The sequence below is a fragment of the Ideonella sp. genome (assembly GCF_041914305.1).
GTDB lineage: Bacteria > Pseudomonadota > Gammaproteobacteria > Burkholderiales > Burkholderiaceae_C > Ideonella.
In genome coordinates this window covers 198,639-212,077 of the sequence record NZ_JAYSDQ010000002.1, presented here as the reverse complement: position 1 = coordinate 212,077, position 13,439 = coordinate 198,639, and the positions used below count along the sequence as shown (strand labels likewise).

Here is a 13,439-nt window from a genome sequence, read left to right as displayed (position 1 = left end):
GCGCTCAGGTGCGCGTGATCGACACGCCCCCGTCGACCAGCGACGCGGTGCCGGTGACGAAGCTTGCCTCGTCGCTGGCCAGGAACAGCACCGCGCGTGCCAGCTCGTCGGGCTTGCCCACGCGCTTGAGCGCATGCAGGTTGGTCACGAAGGCCTGCGACTCGGCGGTGTCGTTCTTCGCGCGGAACATCGCCGTGTCGACCGCGCCCGGCAACACCGCGTTGACGCGCACGCCGCGCGGGCCGAACTCGGCCGCGAGGGTCTGCGTCAACCCGATCAGGCCGGCCTTGCTGGCGGCATACGCCGCCACACCTGGGAACGACGCGGTGTGGCCGACGAAGGTGGAGGTGAAGATGACCGAGCCGCCGCCGCCCTTCAGCATCTGAGCGATCTGGTGCTTGGCGCCGAGAAAGGCACCGGTCAGGTTGACCGCCAGCGTGTCGTTCCAGCCGGCTTCTGTCACCTCGTTGCTGGGCCCGACTTCGCCCAGCGTGCCGGCGTTGTTGAAGGCGATGTCGAGGCGGCCATAGTGCTGCCTGGCCAGCGCGACGAGGGCCTGGGCGTAGTCTTCCGACCGCACATCGCCGGCCAGCGCCACCGCGGCGCCGCCCGACAGGCGGATCTGCGCCACGAGGTCGTCGAGCTCACCTTGGCGCCGCGCGCCGATGACGAGCTGCGCCCCTTCGGCCGCGAACAGCTGGGCCGTGGCACGGCCGATGCCGGCGCTGGCGCCGGTGATGAGGGCAACTTTTCCGGACAGACGTCCCATGAAGATCTCCTGAGTGGGTGAGGGATGGCGTCATGGTGGCGAGCCGGCGTCGTTCGCACTAGAGTGCAGATCGTGGTTCTTCTTTCCGGAAAGTCCGAACAATGAGCCTGAAGCTGGATGGCCTGGCGAGCTTCGTCGCGGTCGCCGAGTCGGGGTCGATCAGCGAGGCGGCGCGGCGGCTGCACCTGGCCAAGTCGGTGGTCAGCGAGCGCCTGGCCGAGGTCGAGCGCACGCTTGGTGCCACGCTGTTGCACCGCACGACCCGGCGCCTGAGCCTGACCGAAGACGGCGCGGCGTTTCTCGAGCGCGCCACGCGCATCGTGCGCGAGGTCGACGAGGCCGCGGCCGACATGGCCGAGCGCCGCGGCACCCTGGCCGGCCCGCTGCGCCTGTCGGCCCCGGTGACCTTCGGGCGCCTGCACCTGGGGCCGGCGCTGTACCCGTTTCTGGCGGCGCACCCGGGCATCGAGATGACGCTCGAGTTCGACGACCGGCGCGTCGACGCCGCGGCCGACGGCTTCGACGCGGTGGTGCGGCACGGGCCGCTGCTGGATTCGCGCCTGGTCGCGTGGAAGCTGGCGCCCAGCCGGCGTGTGCTGGTGGCATCGCCTGCGTACCTGGCGCGTCATGGCACGCCGGCCGATGCGCAGCAGCTGCAAGATCACCGAGGCATTTTCTACACCAACCGTGGTGTTGCCGACTGGCGCTTCGAGGGGGCCGAGGGCGCCGTCGTGCTGCGCGCCAAGTCGGCCTTGCGGCTCAACAACGGCGACGTGATGCACGACGCGGTCGTCGCCGGCCTGGGGCTGGGCCTGATGCCGAGCTTCATCGCCGGGCAAAGCCTGCGCACCGGCGCGCTGCAGGTGGTCGACATCGGCCTGCAGGCACCCGAAGAGTGGCTCTACGTGGCGCGCCCGCAGGGCCGGCCCGCGTCGGCCAAGCTGCGGGCGCTGGTGGACTGGCTGCGCTCGGCGTTCGGCGAGCCACCGTATTGGGAGCAGTGGCGCCAGTCGGGGCCCGAGCGGCCCCAGCCCGCCAAGCGGCGCTCGGCCCGGCCGGCCCGCGGTTCTTGATCGGCGCGTTGCACCTACCGCTCCGATTGCGCCTATTGCGCGGGCCGCTGGTCGGCGTATAAACCTTGTGCACGATGAGTGCGCGACAGGCTCTGCAAGACGCTCGGCGCGGCCCGCCGCGGTGGCGATGGGCCTGACCGCCGACACCGTGCCCTGGTGGGCGCTGCTGTGCGCGGTGAGCGTGCTCAACGTGCTGGCCTGGGGCGCCTCGACCGCGGTGCTGTGGCGGCGCCGCAGCGCCAGCCACGTGACGGCCTGGGCCGCGGTGCGGCTGCAGATGGGGCTGTCTGCCGGCTATGTGCTGGGCTGTGCGTACCGCTCGGTGTTTCCGGTCTACGACGTGCAACGCCTGTGCATGGTCGATTCGTGGTTGTCCAGCGTCGCCGTCGGGCGCTCGGTGGCCACGCTGGCAGAGCTGTGCTTCGCGGCGCAGTGGGCGCTGCTGCTGCAGGGCGTTGGCCACGCGGCGGGCCGCCCGGCCGCGGTGCGCAGCGGGCGAGTGATCGTGCCGCTGATCGTGCTGGCCGAGCTGTGCTCGTGGTACGCGGTGCTGACCACCTCGAACCTCGGGCACGTGGTCGAAGAGTCGATCTGGGCCTTCTGCGCGGTGCTGCTGGTGGTGAACCTGGGCTTGGCGCGCCCGCGCTGCCCCGCCGCGCTGCGCCCGGTCGTCACGGCCATCTGCGTGCTGGGCGCGGGCTACATCGGCTACATGGTCTGGGTCGACGTGCCGATGTACTGGGCCCGCTGGGTGCTCGACACCGCGCAGGGCCGCGCCTACCTTGGCGTGGTGCAGGGCTTCGGCGATGTCTCGGCGCGCTGGGTCGTCTCGCACCGCTGGCAAGACTGGCAGAGCGAGGTCGCGTGGATGTCGCTGTACTTCAGCGTGGGTGTCTGGCTCAGCGTGGGCCTGATGCACCTGCCGGCCCGTTGGGCGCAGCGCCCCGGGCGGCCTTTCGTGGGGGCCGTGGCGCTGGCCTGATACACGCCATTCACGCGCCGTTACCGCCTGCTGCCGCGCATTGCGCCGCCGTTTACCTGGCCGGCCGACCATGATGTCCAGCCCGCCGCCGAGGAGCCACGATGAAGAAGCTGCTGAACCACTGGGTTGCCACCTGGCGCCCGCGCACCCGCCCGGGCCTCGGGCTGGCCGAAGCGAACGACGAGTGGCTGCGCCGCCTGCGCGAAGCAGGCCTGTGAACCCCGAGGAGCACACGATGTACGCGAAGATCCTGGTGCCGGTGGACGGCAGCCCGACCTCCGACCGGGGGCTCGACGAGGCGATTCAATTGGCGCGACTGACCGGTGCCTCGGTCAGGCTGCTGCACGTGATCGACCTGATGACGATCTCGATGGCGCCCGAGAGCGGTGCGGCCTTGACATCGCAGTTGGTGCAACTGCTGACCGACGAAGGGCAGCAACTGCTGACCCAGGCCGAAGCGCGCGTCAAGTCGGCCGGTGTGGGCGTCGAGACCCAGCTGGTCGAGAGCTCGGCCGGGCGTGTGTGCGACCAGGTGGTGGAAGAGGCCCGCCGCTGGCCCGCCGATTTGATCGTGATCGGCACCCACGGCCGGCGCGGGGTGGGCCGCCTGATGCTGGGCAGCGACGCCGAGCAGATCGCACGCCTGTCGCCCGTGCCGGTGCTGCTGGTGCGCGCGCCGCGGCCCGCGGCGGCCTGAGCTTGAGGGGCTGCATGGCGCTGGCCTTGCGCCCGCGCAAGGCCGCCGCCCAGGCCTGTTCATAGACTGCCGGACCGGACACTGGGAGACCCCGATGAGCATTCGCACGCTGGTGAATACCGTGAAGGCCCCGATCACGATGGCCGTGGCGGCCCTGATGCTCGCGGGTTGCGCCGATGCCTGGCAAAACACCCAGCCGGCGCGGCAACTGGCGCGGCAGGCCGAGCCGGCGGGCTCGGTCTACACCGGCTGGCGCGTGTTTCAGCAAAAGTGCGCGGCCTGCCACGGGCCCGCGGCCAGCGGCACCAGCGTCGGCCCCGACCTGCTGCCGCGTGTGCGCGGCATGGGGCCGCGGCGTTTCGTCGGCATCGTCTTGCAGCGCTACGACTGGGGCATGCCCGACGTGCGGGCCAGCGCCGACATCGCCACTCGCGAGGTCTTGATCGACGAGGTGCTGCGGCGCGAAGACACCGCGCTGACGATGCCCGCCTGGGAGGGCGAGCCGATCGTCAACGCCCATATCGCCGACCTCTACGCCTACCTCTCGGCGCGCGCCGAAGGCACGCAGGGCAGCGGCCGGCCGGGGCCGTCGCGCCCATAGCGCGACAGGCCGCGCCGGGCGCTTTCTCAGCGCCGGTACAGCGCTTCGATGCGCTCGCCGAAAGCCGCCTGGATGTTGTTGCGCTTGAGCTTCAGCGTCGGCGTCATCAGCCCGTTCTCGATCGTCCAGGGCTCCAGCGTCAGCGCCACCGCGCGGGGCTGCGCGTAGTGCGGGAACTGCTCGGTCAGCGCCTTGATGCGCGCCAGCGCCGCGGCGCGCGCTTCGTCCGACTGCAGGCTTTCCGGCGCCTGCGGGTCGAGTTGAAGGCTGGTCGCCAGGCGTGACCAGCCGTCCCGGCTCAGCACCACCAGGCAGGCGATGAAGGGCCGGTTCTCGCCCACCGCATAGGCCTGCTCGAACAGCGGGTCGGCGGTGATCGCCAGCTCCAGGTCGGCGGGGGCGATCTTCTCGCCGGTGGCTGTGACGATGATCTCCTTGACCCGGCCGACGATGCGCAGCCGGCCGTTGTCGATCGCCGCCTGGTCGCCGGTGCGCAGCCAGCCGTCGACGAAGCTGCGAGCCGTGTCTTCGTCGCGCTTCCAGTAGCCGCGCATCACGTTGGGCCCGCGCACGAGCAGCTCACGGTTGTCGCCGATGCGCACCTCGACACCCGGCAGCGCCCGGCCGACGGTGGCCGGGTCGTTGTCTTCGAGCGCGTTGACGGCCACCACCGGCGAGGTCTCGGTCATGCCATAGCCTTGCAAGACCGGCAGCCCGAGCCCGAGGAAACAACGCGCGATCGGCTGCGACAGTGGTGCGCCGCCGCTCACGGCCACCCGCACGCGGCCGCCGAACTCGGCCAGCAGCGGGCGCGCCACCAGCCGCTGCAACAGCGGCCAAGCCAGGTCGTCGAGCAGCGGCGAGGCGGGGGTGGGCACCGGCAGGCCTTGGGCGCGGCAGAAGCGCCGCCAACCCACGCCTTGCGCCTGCTCGAACAGCCAGGCCTTGACCGCCGAGCCGGCCAGCGCGGCCTGCACCTTGGCGTAGATGCGCTCGTAGATGCGCGGCACCGAGACCAGCACCGTCGGCTGCACGGTCTTCAGGTCGTCGCCCAGCGTGGACACCGAGCGCGCGAAGGCCACGCAGCAGCCGGCCGCGATCGGCAGGTAGTAGCCGGCGGTGCGCTCGAAGGTGTGCGACAGCGGCAGGAACGACAGGAAGACGTCGTTGCTGCGCGGCGCGACGCGTGACAGCGAGGCCATCACGTTGGAGACGACGTTGCGGTGCGTCAGCATCACGCCCTTGGGCCGGCCGGTGGTGCCCGATGTGTAGACCAGCGCGGCGAGGTCGTTCTCGCTCGGGCCGGGCGGCAGGGTTGCCGAAGGTGCCGCCGCGGCCAGCCAGTCGCCCAGCAGCTGCACCGTCGCCGACGATGCGGCGGCGGCCGAGCTGCCGTCGCGCTGCTGCACCACCACCTGTCGCAGTTGCGGCAGCGGCTGGCCCACCTGGGCGATCGCCGTCCACTGGGCCTCGGTGGCCGCGACCAGCACCGCGGCTTCGCTGTCGGTCAGGATGTAGGCGACGCTGCCCGGGTTGTCGATCGCGTGCAGCGGCACCGGCACGCAGCCCAGCGCGAGCGCGGCCTGGTCGATGCACACGGCGTCGAGGCCGTTGGGCAGAAGAATCGCGATGCGCGAGCCGGCCGGCAGCGACAGCGCAGCCAGGGCCGCCGCCCAGTGTGCGATGCGCTCGGCCACCTCGGCCCAGCTGAGGCCGACCCAGGCGCCTGTGGCCGGCTCGAACTGCCGATAGGCCTCGGCATGCGGTGTCTGGCCAACGCGCCAGGCGAGCAGTTGCGGCAGTGTGCGAATCGTGTCGGCGGGCAGCGGGGAGGGTGGCAGGGGCAGGGTCATGTGTTGTTCTGTGTGGCCAGCGAGCGCACGACACGCACCGTGTCGTGGTCATCTGGATCGCGCTGGTGTTGAAAGCCGAGCTGGCGGCTGAGCTTGAGCATCTTGTCGTTGGCCCGCAGCACCAGCCCTTCCATTGTCGCCAGGCCACGCGCGCGGGCCGTGGCGATCAGCTTGTGCATCAAGATGCCGGCCAGGCCGCTGCCTTGCCAGGCGTCGTCGATGGCCACCGCAAACTCGCAGCCGGTGCCGGCCGCGTCGACCACGTAGCGGGCGACGCCGACGATCTGTGGCAGCCCTTGGTGCGTGGTCTCGGCCACCAGGGCCACGTGGTGGTCCTGGTCCACATGGGTCAGCTCTTCGAGCTTGGCCGACGGCAGCTCGCTCATCGTGGCCATGAAGCGCCGGTAGCGGCTCAGGCTCGACAGGTGGCGAACGAAATCGGCCTCGAGCGCCTTGTCGTCGTCCCGTATCGGGCGCACGAGCACCGGCGCGCCGTTAATCACATGCTCGCTGCGCGGCAAGGCAGGCGCCCTGGGCGACACCGGGCGCGGCGGCGACGGCTGCGCCAGCCTGGCCGCGGCGTAGTCGACGATCGCGTCGACCGTGGACAAGCGCGCCTCATCGGCCGGCGGGATCTCAATCAACAGATGCTCCTCGAGCCCGGCGACCACATTGAGCCAGTCCATCGAATCGAGATCGATCGCTTGGCGCAGCTGAGCGCCGGGCGGTATCGGGCACGCCGCGGTCTCGGGCGCGATCGTGCGGATCGTGTCCAGCACGATGGCGCGGATGTCGTCGGGGTGCATGCGTGGGCGGCAGGCACTCAGCCCGCCTCGGGGCAGGCCATCGCGTGACGAGCAAGCATGCGCGGGTGACTCAGGGCTCGAAGACGCGCCGCCAGCTCACCGCCAGGTCGGGCGGCACGAGCACCGGGGCTGCGTCGGCGTCGTCGGCCGCGCGGTCGCGCTCGACCTCATGTTCGATGCCGCGCTCGAGTGCGGCGGCCACGTCGCCCAGTTGGTCGGCGTACGACGCGATCAGGTCGTCCAGCGTGACGATGCCGGTGAGGCGGCCTTGGCCGTCGATCAGCAGCAACCGCCGCACGCCGGCCTCGCGCATCGTCTGGGCCGCCTCGGCCTGGCTGGCCTGGGGCGAGATCGCGACCAGGCCCTTGCCGCCGGCCTGGCCCACCGCGCCGCCCACCTGCGCACGCGGTGAGCTGCCCTCGGCCACCACCAGCAGCGCGAGGTCGCGGTCGGTGAGCAGGCCCACGAGGCGAGTGTGGCCGGCGTCGCCGCGGGTGACGACCACGGCGCCGACATGGCGGTCGCGCATCAGCTGCGCGGCCTCTTGCAGGCTGGCGTGCTCGTCCACGGCGACCACGCTGCGCTGGGAGATCGTGGCGATGTTCATGTCATGCTGCCGTGGCGAAAGGCCTCAGACGCTGTGCCCGAGCATGGCCGAGGTGACGCGCTGTTCCAGCTCGCGCCCATGCACTTCGGTCAGGTCGAGCGCCTGGCTGGTGATCACGCAGCGGCGGCTCGCATCGCCCAGCTGGGCGCGCAGGTCACCCAGGAAGGGCGCCGAGGCGATCAGCGCCAGCTTGTCGAAACGGTGCGCCAGCGCCGCCTCGTCGAGATAGGCCGCCAGTTCGCGGGCGAACAGGGCGCGCTGCTTCTCGTGCGCATCGGTGTGGGCCTCGAACTGCGTGCTCGCGCCGCCCTTCATCGCGTGGCCGGGCCGGTCGTCGCCGAGCTGGCTGGGCTTGATGCGGCTTTCTTCGTGCACGAAGCCGGCCATCTCGCGAAGGTGGCTGCTCTGGGGGTCGCGCTCGAAGCAGCGGGCGCGGGCGCCATTGGCCACCAGCACCCATTCGGCGCGGGCGGTGGGGTGTCGGGTTGCTTGGGTTGTCATGCCATCTCCTTGGTGCAGAACAGGGTCACCGTTTGATCATGCGCGCTGGCATGGCGCCTGCTTTGCGCAATCTCAATCCGGATCAATCAGGGTCTATCCGGAGCCACCGGCCGCAGGCCCCGGATGGGCGGCTCGACGCCCGGAGAAGGCCCGTGCGCGGTGAACAAGGACCCAGGGTTTTCCGATGGCTTACGAGGATTGACACAAAACACACACACTCGCAGCATCCGGCCGCGCGTCAAAACCGGGCGCGCATGGTCGACATCGCAATCACGCGCTACCGCGCGTGCACTCAACGTAACTTAGGAAGGCACGATGAGTTCAATGATCTCGAAATGGGTCAAAGGCCGGCTGATCGCCACCTTGGCCTCGGGTCTCGCGCTGGTTTCCAGCGCCATGGCCGCTGTTCCTGGCAACACGCCGGCAGACGTTGCGCAAGCCCTCGGTGCGCTGCATTCGGTGGACGTGATTCAGGCCACCCCCGACGGGGTTCCCACCTTCTTGCGGGGGGACCTGGGGCAGGCACCGCAGCTCAACGCGGCAGCCTTGTCCGCCACTGAATTGACGATGCGCCCGGTGCTGGCGCCGGCACTGGCCGCCCTGCGGCTGCGCCCGGCCGCGCTGAAGCTGCGCAAGGTCAACGTCGATTCGATGGGCAGCCTGCACCTGCGATACAACCTCACGCACCGCGGCATCGACGTGGTGGGTGGCGACCTGGTCGTGCATGTGGACGGCAAGGGCCGCGTCTTCGCGATCAACGGCATGGCCCGCGGCGACATCGCGGCCAGCCTCGGCTCGCACGACGTCGGCGAGAGCGCGGTGCACCCTGCCGTGATGGCCGATGCGCGCTTCGCCGGCATGGCGACCACGCCGCCGCGCCGCGTCTACTTCATGACCCCGCACGGCGCCATCCACATGGCCTACGAGACGGTGGTCACGGGGCAGCGCGGGCAAGATCCGGTTCGGGACAAGGTGTATGTCGACGTCGACAGCGGCACCATCCTGGGCGTCCATCCGCAGATCTACTTCGCGGAAAACCGCAAGGTCTACAGCGCCAACAACGGCACCAGCATCCCTGGCACGCTGAAGCGGTCCGAGGGCCAGGCCGCCACGTCCGATGTCGACGTGAACGCCGCCTACGACGGCACCGGCGCCACCTACGAGTCGTACAAGGCGTTCTGGAACCGTGACTCGTACAACAACGCCGGCGCGGCGCTGATCAGTTCGGTGCACTACAGCACCAACTACTGCAACGCCTACTGGAACGGCACCCAAATGGTGTACGGCGACGGCAACTCCAGCCAGGGCTGCCTGCCCTTGGCGCGCGGGCAGGACGTGACCGCGCACGAGCTGACCCACGCCGTGACCGAGAACGAGTCCGGCCTGGTCTACTCGGGCGAATCGGGTGGCCTGAACGAAGCCATGTCCGACATCTTCGGTGCCTTCACCGAAGCCTATGTCGACGGCGGCAAGACCGGCACGCTGGCCGTGTCGTCGGACACGTGGAAGGTCGGCGAGGACATCATCTCGCCCGCCCTGCGCTACATGAACGACCCGGCCGCCGACGGTGCGTCGAAGGACTACTGGGTCAGCGGCGTGGGCAATGTCGACGTCCACTACAGCTCGGGCATCGCCAACCTGGCGTTCTACCTGATGTCGCAAGGTGGCACCCATCCGCGCGGCAAGTCCAACATCAACGTGACCGGCGTCGGCATGGCCAAGGCCATCCGGATCTTCTATGAAGCCAACGTCAACATCCTGACCTCCAACGCCAACTTCCTGGCCGCGGGCAACGCCACGGTGCAGGCCGCGGTGAACTTGGGCTACCCGCTGGCCGACCAGATCTCGGTGGCCAATGCCTGGCAGGCCGTGGGCGTGGCAGTGCCCACCCCTGGCGGCGGTGGCGGCGGCGAAACGGTGCTGACCAACGGCGTGCCGCTGTCGAACCAGAGCGGCGCCACCGGGGTGCAGGCGTTCTACAAGATCGACGTGCCGGCTGGCCAGACCACGCTGACCTTCACCATCTCGGGTGGGACGGGCGACGCGGACATGTACACCAAGTTCGGTGCCAAGCCGACCTTGTCGACCTACGACTGCCGCCCCTACAAGACGGGCAACGCCGAAACCTGCACCGTCAACGCACCGGCCGCGGGCACCTACTACGTGATGCTCAACGCCTACTCGGCATACAGCGGCGTCACGCTCACCGCCACCTACTCGGGCGGCGGTGGCGGTGGTGACCCGCTGCTGACCAACGGCCAGGCCATCACCGTGTCGGGTGCCTCGGGCAGTGCGCAGTACTGGCGCATCAACACCCCGGCCGGCAAGACGCTCACGATCACCATCACCGGTGGCACGGGCGATGCAGACCTGTACACCCGCTTCGGGTCTCGGCCGACGACCAGCACCTACCTCTGCCGCCCCTACCTGAGCGGCAACAACGAGACGTGCACCGTCACCTCCACCTCGGCGGGCGACTACTACATCATGCTGCGAGGCTACTCGGCCTTCTCGGGCGTGAGCTTGAAAGCCAGCTACTGATGCTGGGCGGGTGAGGCAGCGGCCGCAAGGCCCGCTGCCCCCCAAGGGCCGCAGCAGCTGCTGCGGCCCCTGACGGCCAAGAAAGAAAAGGCCGGTTCCTGGTGGAACCGGCCTTTTTCGCATCGGGTGGAGGCGAGGTGCACATGGACCACCTCGCGGCGTGCTGCTGCTGTCGCTGCTGTCGCTATGGACGCGAAGGGTAGATGCCGTTGACAACGATGCAGTAGCGCAGCGCAATCGAAGGTGGAACGGTGGGCAGCGCCGCGCCGCCGCCGGTCGCATCGACCGTCACTGTGCCGCCGCTGGGCGTGCCGCCCCCGCCGGACACGCCGCCGAGCGCCACGTCGCTCCCCGACGTGACGGCGGGATCGAGGTAGATGTTGACCTGCTCGCCGGAGGTCGTGCTGCTCTGCCCCAGCATCGCGCCGGCGGATGGTGCGTCTGTCGTCCCGCCTGCCTGGCGCGCCTTGACTTGCACATTGCTGCCCGGCGTGCCGCCGCCTGCGGGCACGAAGGTCGCCGCATGGGTATGGGCGGGCAGCATGGCCAAGGTCTGCGTCACACCCTCTTGGCCGAACGATTGGCCCATGGTGTGCGCGCTCAGCCCCGGCCCCTGGCCCCAGCCGACCGGGATGCGACCACGCAGGTCCGGCAGCGCGAAGTTGGTGCGGCAAGCGCCGTCGCCGCCGTAGGTGCAGCCCAGCAGCGAGAACAGCGCCTGGTAGCTGTTGATGGCCATCATCTGCCCCTGGGCTTCTGCGGTGTTGGTCGGACAGTAGCTGCCCGCCATGAGGCAGACCTGCCCGATATAGGCATCCTCGCCGCAGGCGAGGGACTGGGCGGGGATCGCGGCGACCAGACCGGTCAGTGCCGCGGAATAGACAAGGGTGCGAATCGTCATGAACGGTCCTCCTGTACGGGTTTCGGGAGCGCGGCCCAAGCCGCCAGGCCGCAGGCGACCGGCCCGCCAACGCGGGCCGGGCCGCACGCGGGCCTTGCCTGCGGACGATCAGGGGCGCGGCGGATAGATGCCGTCGAGGACGATGCAATAGCGAACCGCAATTTCGGGCGGAACGGTCGGTGTCGGCGCCGAGGTACCCGTGGGCGAGATCGTCACCGTGCCGCCGCCAGAGCCGCCGCCGCCGCCGGACACGCCGCTCAGGGCCACATCGGTCCCCGGTGTGACCGAGGGGTTCAGGTAGACGTTGGCCTGCTCGCCTGAGGTCGTGCTGCTCTGCCCCAGCATGTAGCCGGCCTGCGGAGCATTGGTGGTGGCGGCGGCCTGGCGTGCGTTGACCTGTGCGTTGGTGCCGCCCCCGCCGCTGGGCGAGAAGGTGGCGGCGTGGGTGTGCTGCGCCATCATGGTGACGGTCTGCGCCACGCCTTCCTGGCCGAATTTCTGTCCCACGGTGTGTGCGGTCAGGCCGGGCCCCTGGCCCCAACCGACCGGCCCGCGGCCGCGCAGGTCCGGTATCCCGAACGTGGCGCGGCAGTCGCCACCATAGGTGCAGCCCAACAGCGAATAGAGCGCGTTGTATTGGCTGATCTGTAGCACCTGACCTTGGGCTTCCGCGGTGTTGGTCGGGCAGTAGTTGCCCGCCACGACGCAGATCTGGCCGGTGTAGGCCTCGGTGCCGCAGGCCAGGGCCTGCACGCTGGTCGCGGCGACGAGGCCGGTCAGCGCCATCGAACGGATTAGGGTGCGAATCGCCATGATGGGAGCCTCCTTGGGGATTTATCGTGCATGTAGGAGCGCGGCCCGCACTGAAGCGACGGGGCTTGGCGGGCTGGCCCCTTGTTGATCGCCATGAAGGCGATGGACGGCAATTTAGGGCAAGCGAACGCCGTTCGTTGCCAATCCCCTTGTTTGGGCGAGTGCTATCGACTCGCCCGCAGCGCTGAGCGTGCCGCGGGTTCTGACGCTCAAGAAGGCAACAACGAGAGGCCCTTCATCGGCGCGCGTTCTGCGATCGCATTCAGTCGGCTGCCGCCGGCTCGCTGAGCAAGCGCAGGTAGTCGCTGACCCGGGCGACGCGCCAGTTCCGGTCGCGCGCGGCGCCAGCGTCGCGGGCCCGCCGGCAGGCCTGCATCGATTCCAGGCGGGCGTCCGTCGTCCAGGGGCGCAGGTCGGGTGGCAGGCGGGGCAGCCGCAGGTCCGGCGGCGGCGGCGGGCCGTCGCGCAGCCAGGCTTCAGCCTGGTGGAAATCGTCGCGCCGCATCAGTTCGATCATGTAGTCGCAGGCCGATTGCAGGCCCGGCACGAGCTTGCCGGGGCTGACCGAGACGATCGGCAGCAGCGGCGCCAGCGTCGGCACCAGGTGGTTGGCGTACAGCGTCGCACCCCAGTAGCGCTCGGCCGTCTGGCGAAAGTGCCCTAGGTCACGGACGGCCACCAGCCCCGAGGCCTCCATCGGCAGGATCTCGACCGGCGGCTTGGTGACCACCACGGTGTCGTTGGACACGTCGACGTACAGCGTGCCCATCTGCAGCGCGTTCTGAAAGTATTGTTCGCGCAACACGCCCCAGACCGACCGCAGCCAGCCCCCTTGGCCGACGAAGCCCGCCAGCGCCTGCTCCACGGGGTGCTCGGGCCGGCGCAGGCGCGCCTGCAGACGGCCGTGGAAGTGCTGGGTGATTTCTTCGCAGCGGCCGTAGGGATAGGGCTTGCCGGCGGCGTCCGGCAATTGCGTCGCGAGCACCGCGTCGGTCTCGGCACGCATCGCGCGGCAGTGGTCGAACAGGGCTGGCCCCAGGGGCTGCAGCCAGCGTGCCGTCAGTTCTGACTGCAGCGGCGTGCAGGGGGCAATTTGCTGAGGCAGGAGGGCGGGCATCGGTGGCTGGGCGTCACGGGCGACCCGGCGATTGTGCAAGCGCGGATGGCGCTAGCGCTCATGCGGAGAAAGGAGAAGTGGTGCCTGTGGTGTCCCTAGTGCCGTCGGTGTTTCTGTACGTGGCATCAATTGCCAAGTACCGTGATCATCGGTATTAGGCTGCCCGGCAGTTCTGCGG

At 69.9% G+C, this 13,439-nt stretch carries 13 protein-coding genes; 5 read left to right on the top strand and 8 right to left on the bottom strand.

What is annotated here, in order from left to right:
• Nucleotides 1-4: 4 nt before the first annotated feature.
• Nucleotides 5-769, bottom strand: a complete 765-nt coding sequence (locus ACE3SG_RS03700; protein WP_374562634.1) for an SDR family oxidoreductase — start codon at nt 767-769, stop codon at nt 5-7.
• A 101-nt stretch (nt 770-870) separates the two neighbouring features.
• Between ACE3SG_RS03700 and ACE3SG_RS03695 the strand changes: the two genes are divergently transcribed.
• From ACE3SG_RS03695 to ACE3SG_RS03680, 4 genes are all read left to right on the top strand, one after another.
• Complete coding sequence (locus ACE3SG_RS03695; RefSeq protein ID WP_374562633.1) at nt 871-1,842, top strand: LysR family transcriptional regulator; 972 nt, start codon at nt 871-873, stop codon at nt 1,840-1,842.
• A 127-nt stretch (nt 1,843-1,969) separates the two neighbouring features.
• Nucleotides 1,970-2,824 (top strand): hypothetical protein, encoded by an 855-nt coding sequence (locus ACE3SG_RS03690; protein WP_374562632.1) that lies wholly within the window; start codon nt 1,970-1,972, stop codon nt 2,822-2,824.
• 235 nt (nt 2,825-3,059) lie between these two features.
• On the top strand, nt 3,060-3,521 hold the full coding sequence (locus ACE3SG_RS03685) for a universal stress protein (RefSeq protein ID WP_374562631.1): 462 nt from the start codon (nt 3,060-3,062) through the stop codon (nt 3,519-3,521).
• A gap of 94 nt (nt 3,522-3,615) precedes the next feature.
• Nucleotides 3,616-4,122 carry a cytochrome c gene (locus tag ACE3SG_RS03680; protein WP_374562630.1) on the top strand — a complete coding sequence of 169 codons (507 nt, stop codon included), beginning with the start codon at nt 3,616-3,618 and terminating at the stop codon, nt 4,120-4,122.
• A 26-nt stretch (nt 4,123-4,148) separates the two neighbouring features.
• On the opposite strand, the gene ACE3SG_RS03675 is transcribed toward ACE3SG_RS03680, so the two are convergent.
• The 4 genes from ACE3SG_RS03675 to ACE3SG_RS03660 all read right to left on the bottom strand — a co-directional run bounded on the left by ACE3SG_RS03675 (nt 4,149) and on the right by ACE3SG_RS03660 (nt 7,889).
• Nucleotides 4,149-5,975, bottom strand: a complete 1,827-nt coding sequence (locus tag ACE3SG_RS03675; protein WP_374562629.1) for a long-chain fatty acid--CoA ligase — start codon at nt 5,973-5,975, stop codon at nt 4,149-4,151.
• Entirely contained in the window at nt 5,972-6,781 is an 810-nt protein-coding gene (locus ACE3SG_RS03670; protein ID WP_374562628.1) for a GNAT family N-acetyltransferase, read from the bottom strand. The genes ACE3SG_RS03675 and ACE3SG_RS03670 overlap by 4 nt, the downstream gene beginning before the upstream one ends.
• 70 nt (nt 6,782-6,851) lie before the next feature.
• Nucleotides 6,852-7,388, bottom strand: coding sequence for a CBS domain-containing protein (locus tag ACE3SG_RS03665; RefSeq protein ID WP_374562627.1), 537 nt, complete (start codon nt 7,386-7,388; stop codon nt 6,852-6,854).
• A 24-nt stretch (nt 7,389-7,412) separates the two neighbouring features.
• Nucleotides 7,413-7,889: a host attachment protein gene (locus tag ACE3SG_RS03660; RefSeq protein ID WP_374562625.1), complete on the bottom strand. Its 477-nt coding sequence runs from the start codon at nt 7,887-7,889 to the stop codon at nt 7,413-7,415.
• A 315-nt stretch (nt 7,890-8,204) separates the two neighbouring features.
• Between ACE3SG_RS03660 and ACE3SG_RS03655 the strand changes: the two genes are divergently transcribed.
• Nucleotides 8,205-10,430, top strand: coding sequence for a M4 family metallopeptidase (locus tag ACE3SG_RS03655; RefSeq protein WP_374562623.1), 2,226 nt, complete (start codon nt 8,205-8,207; stop codon nt 10,428-10,430).
• A 184-nt stretch (nt 10,431-10,614) separates the two neighbouring features.
• On the opposite strand, the gene ACE3SG_RS03650 is transcribed toward ACE3SG_RS03655, so the two are convergent.
• From ACE3SG_RS03650 to ACE3SG_RS03640, 3 genes are all read right to left on the bottom strand, one after another.
• On the bottom strand, nt 10,615-11,331 hold the full coding sequence (locus tag ACE3SG_RS03650; RefSeq protein WP_374562622.1) for a phage tail protein: 717 nt from the start codon (nt 11,329-11,331) through the stop codon (nt 10,615-10,617).
• Nucleotides 11,332-11,439: 108 nt separating this feature from the next.
• On the bottom strand, nt 11,440-12,144 hold the full coding sequence (locus ACE3SG_RS03645; protein WP_374562620.1) for a phage tail protein: 705 nt from the start codon (nt 12,142-12,144) through the stop codon (nt 11,440-11,442).
• Between the two features lie 262 nt (nt 12,145-12,406).
• Entirely contained in the window at nt 12,407-13,261 is an 855-nt protein-coding gene (locus ACE3SG_RS03640) for a hypothetical protein (protein WP_374562619.1), read from the bottom strand.
• Between the last annotated feature and the right edge of the window lie 178 nt (nt 13,262-13,439).

Bases quoted from the DNA above. Each gene is read 5' to 3' on its own strand.
- ACE3SG_RS03700 (WP_374562634.1), bottom strand. From the start codon at position 769: ATGGGACGTCTGTCCGGAAAAGTTGCCCTCATCACCGGCGCCAGCGCC.
- ACE3SG_RS03695 (WP_374562633.1), top strand. From the start codon at position 871: ATGAGCCTGAAGCTGGATGGCCTGGCGAGCTTCGTCGCGGTCGCCGAG.
- ACE3SG_RS03690 (WP_374562632.1), top strand. From the start codon at position 1,970: ATGGGCCTGACCGCCGACACCGTGCCCTGGTGGGCGCTGCTGTGCGCG.
- ACE3SG_RS03685 (WP_374562631.1), top strand. From the start codon at position 3,060: ATGTACGCGAAGATCCTGGTGCCGGTGGACGGCAGCCCGACCTCCGAC.
- ACE3SG_RS03680 (WP_374562630.1), top strand. From the start codon at position 3,616: ATGAGCATTCGCACGCTGGTGAATACCGTGAAGGCCCCGATCACGATG.
- ACE3SG_RS03675 (WP_374562629.1), bottom strand. From the start codon at position 5,975: ATGACCCTGCCCCTGCCACCCTCCCCGCTGCCCGCCGACACGATTCGC.
- ACE3SG_RS03670 (WP_374562628.1), bottom strand. From the start codon at position 6,781: ATGCACCCCGACGACATCCGCGCCATCGTGCTGGACACGATCCGCACG.
- ACE3SG_RS03665 (WP_374562627.1), bottom strand. From the start codon at position 7,388: ATGAACATCGCCACGATCTCCCAGCGCAGCGTGGTCGCCGTGGACGAG.
- ACE3SG_RS03660 (WP_374562625.1), bottom strand. From the start codon at position 7,889: ATGACAACCCAAGCAACCCGACACCCCACCGCCCGCGCCGAATGGGTG.
- ACE3SG_RS03655 (WP_374562623.1), top strand. From the start codon at position 8,205: ATGAGTTCAATGATCTCGAAATGGGTCAAAGGCCGGCTGATCGCCACC.
- ACE3SG_RS03650 (WP_374562622.1), bottom strand. From the start codon at position 11,331: ATGACGATTCGCACCCTTGTCTATTCCGCGGCACTGACCGGTCTGGTC.
- ACE3SG_RS03645 (WP_374562620.1), bottom strand. From the start codon at position 12,144: ATGGCGATTCGCACCCTAATCCGTTCGATGGCGCTGACCGGCCTCGTC.
- ACE3SG_RS03640 (WP_374562619.1), bottom strand. From the start codon at position 13,261: ATGCCCGCCCTCCTGCCTCAGCAAATTGCCCCCTGCACGCCGCTGCAG.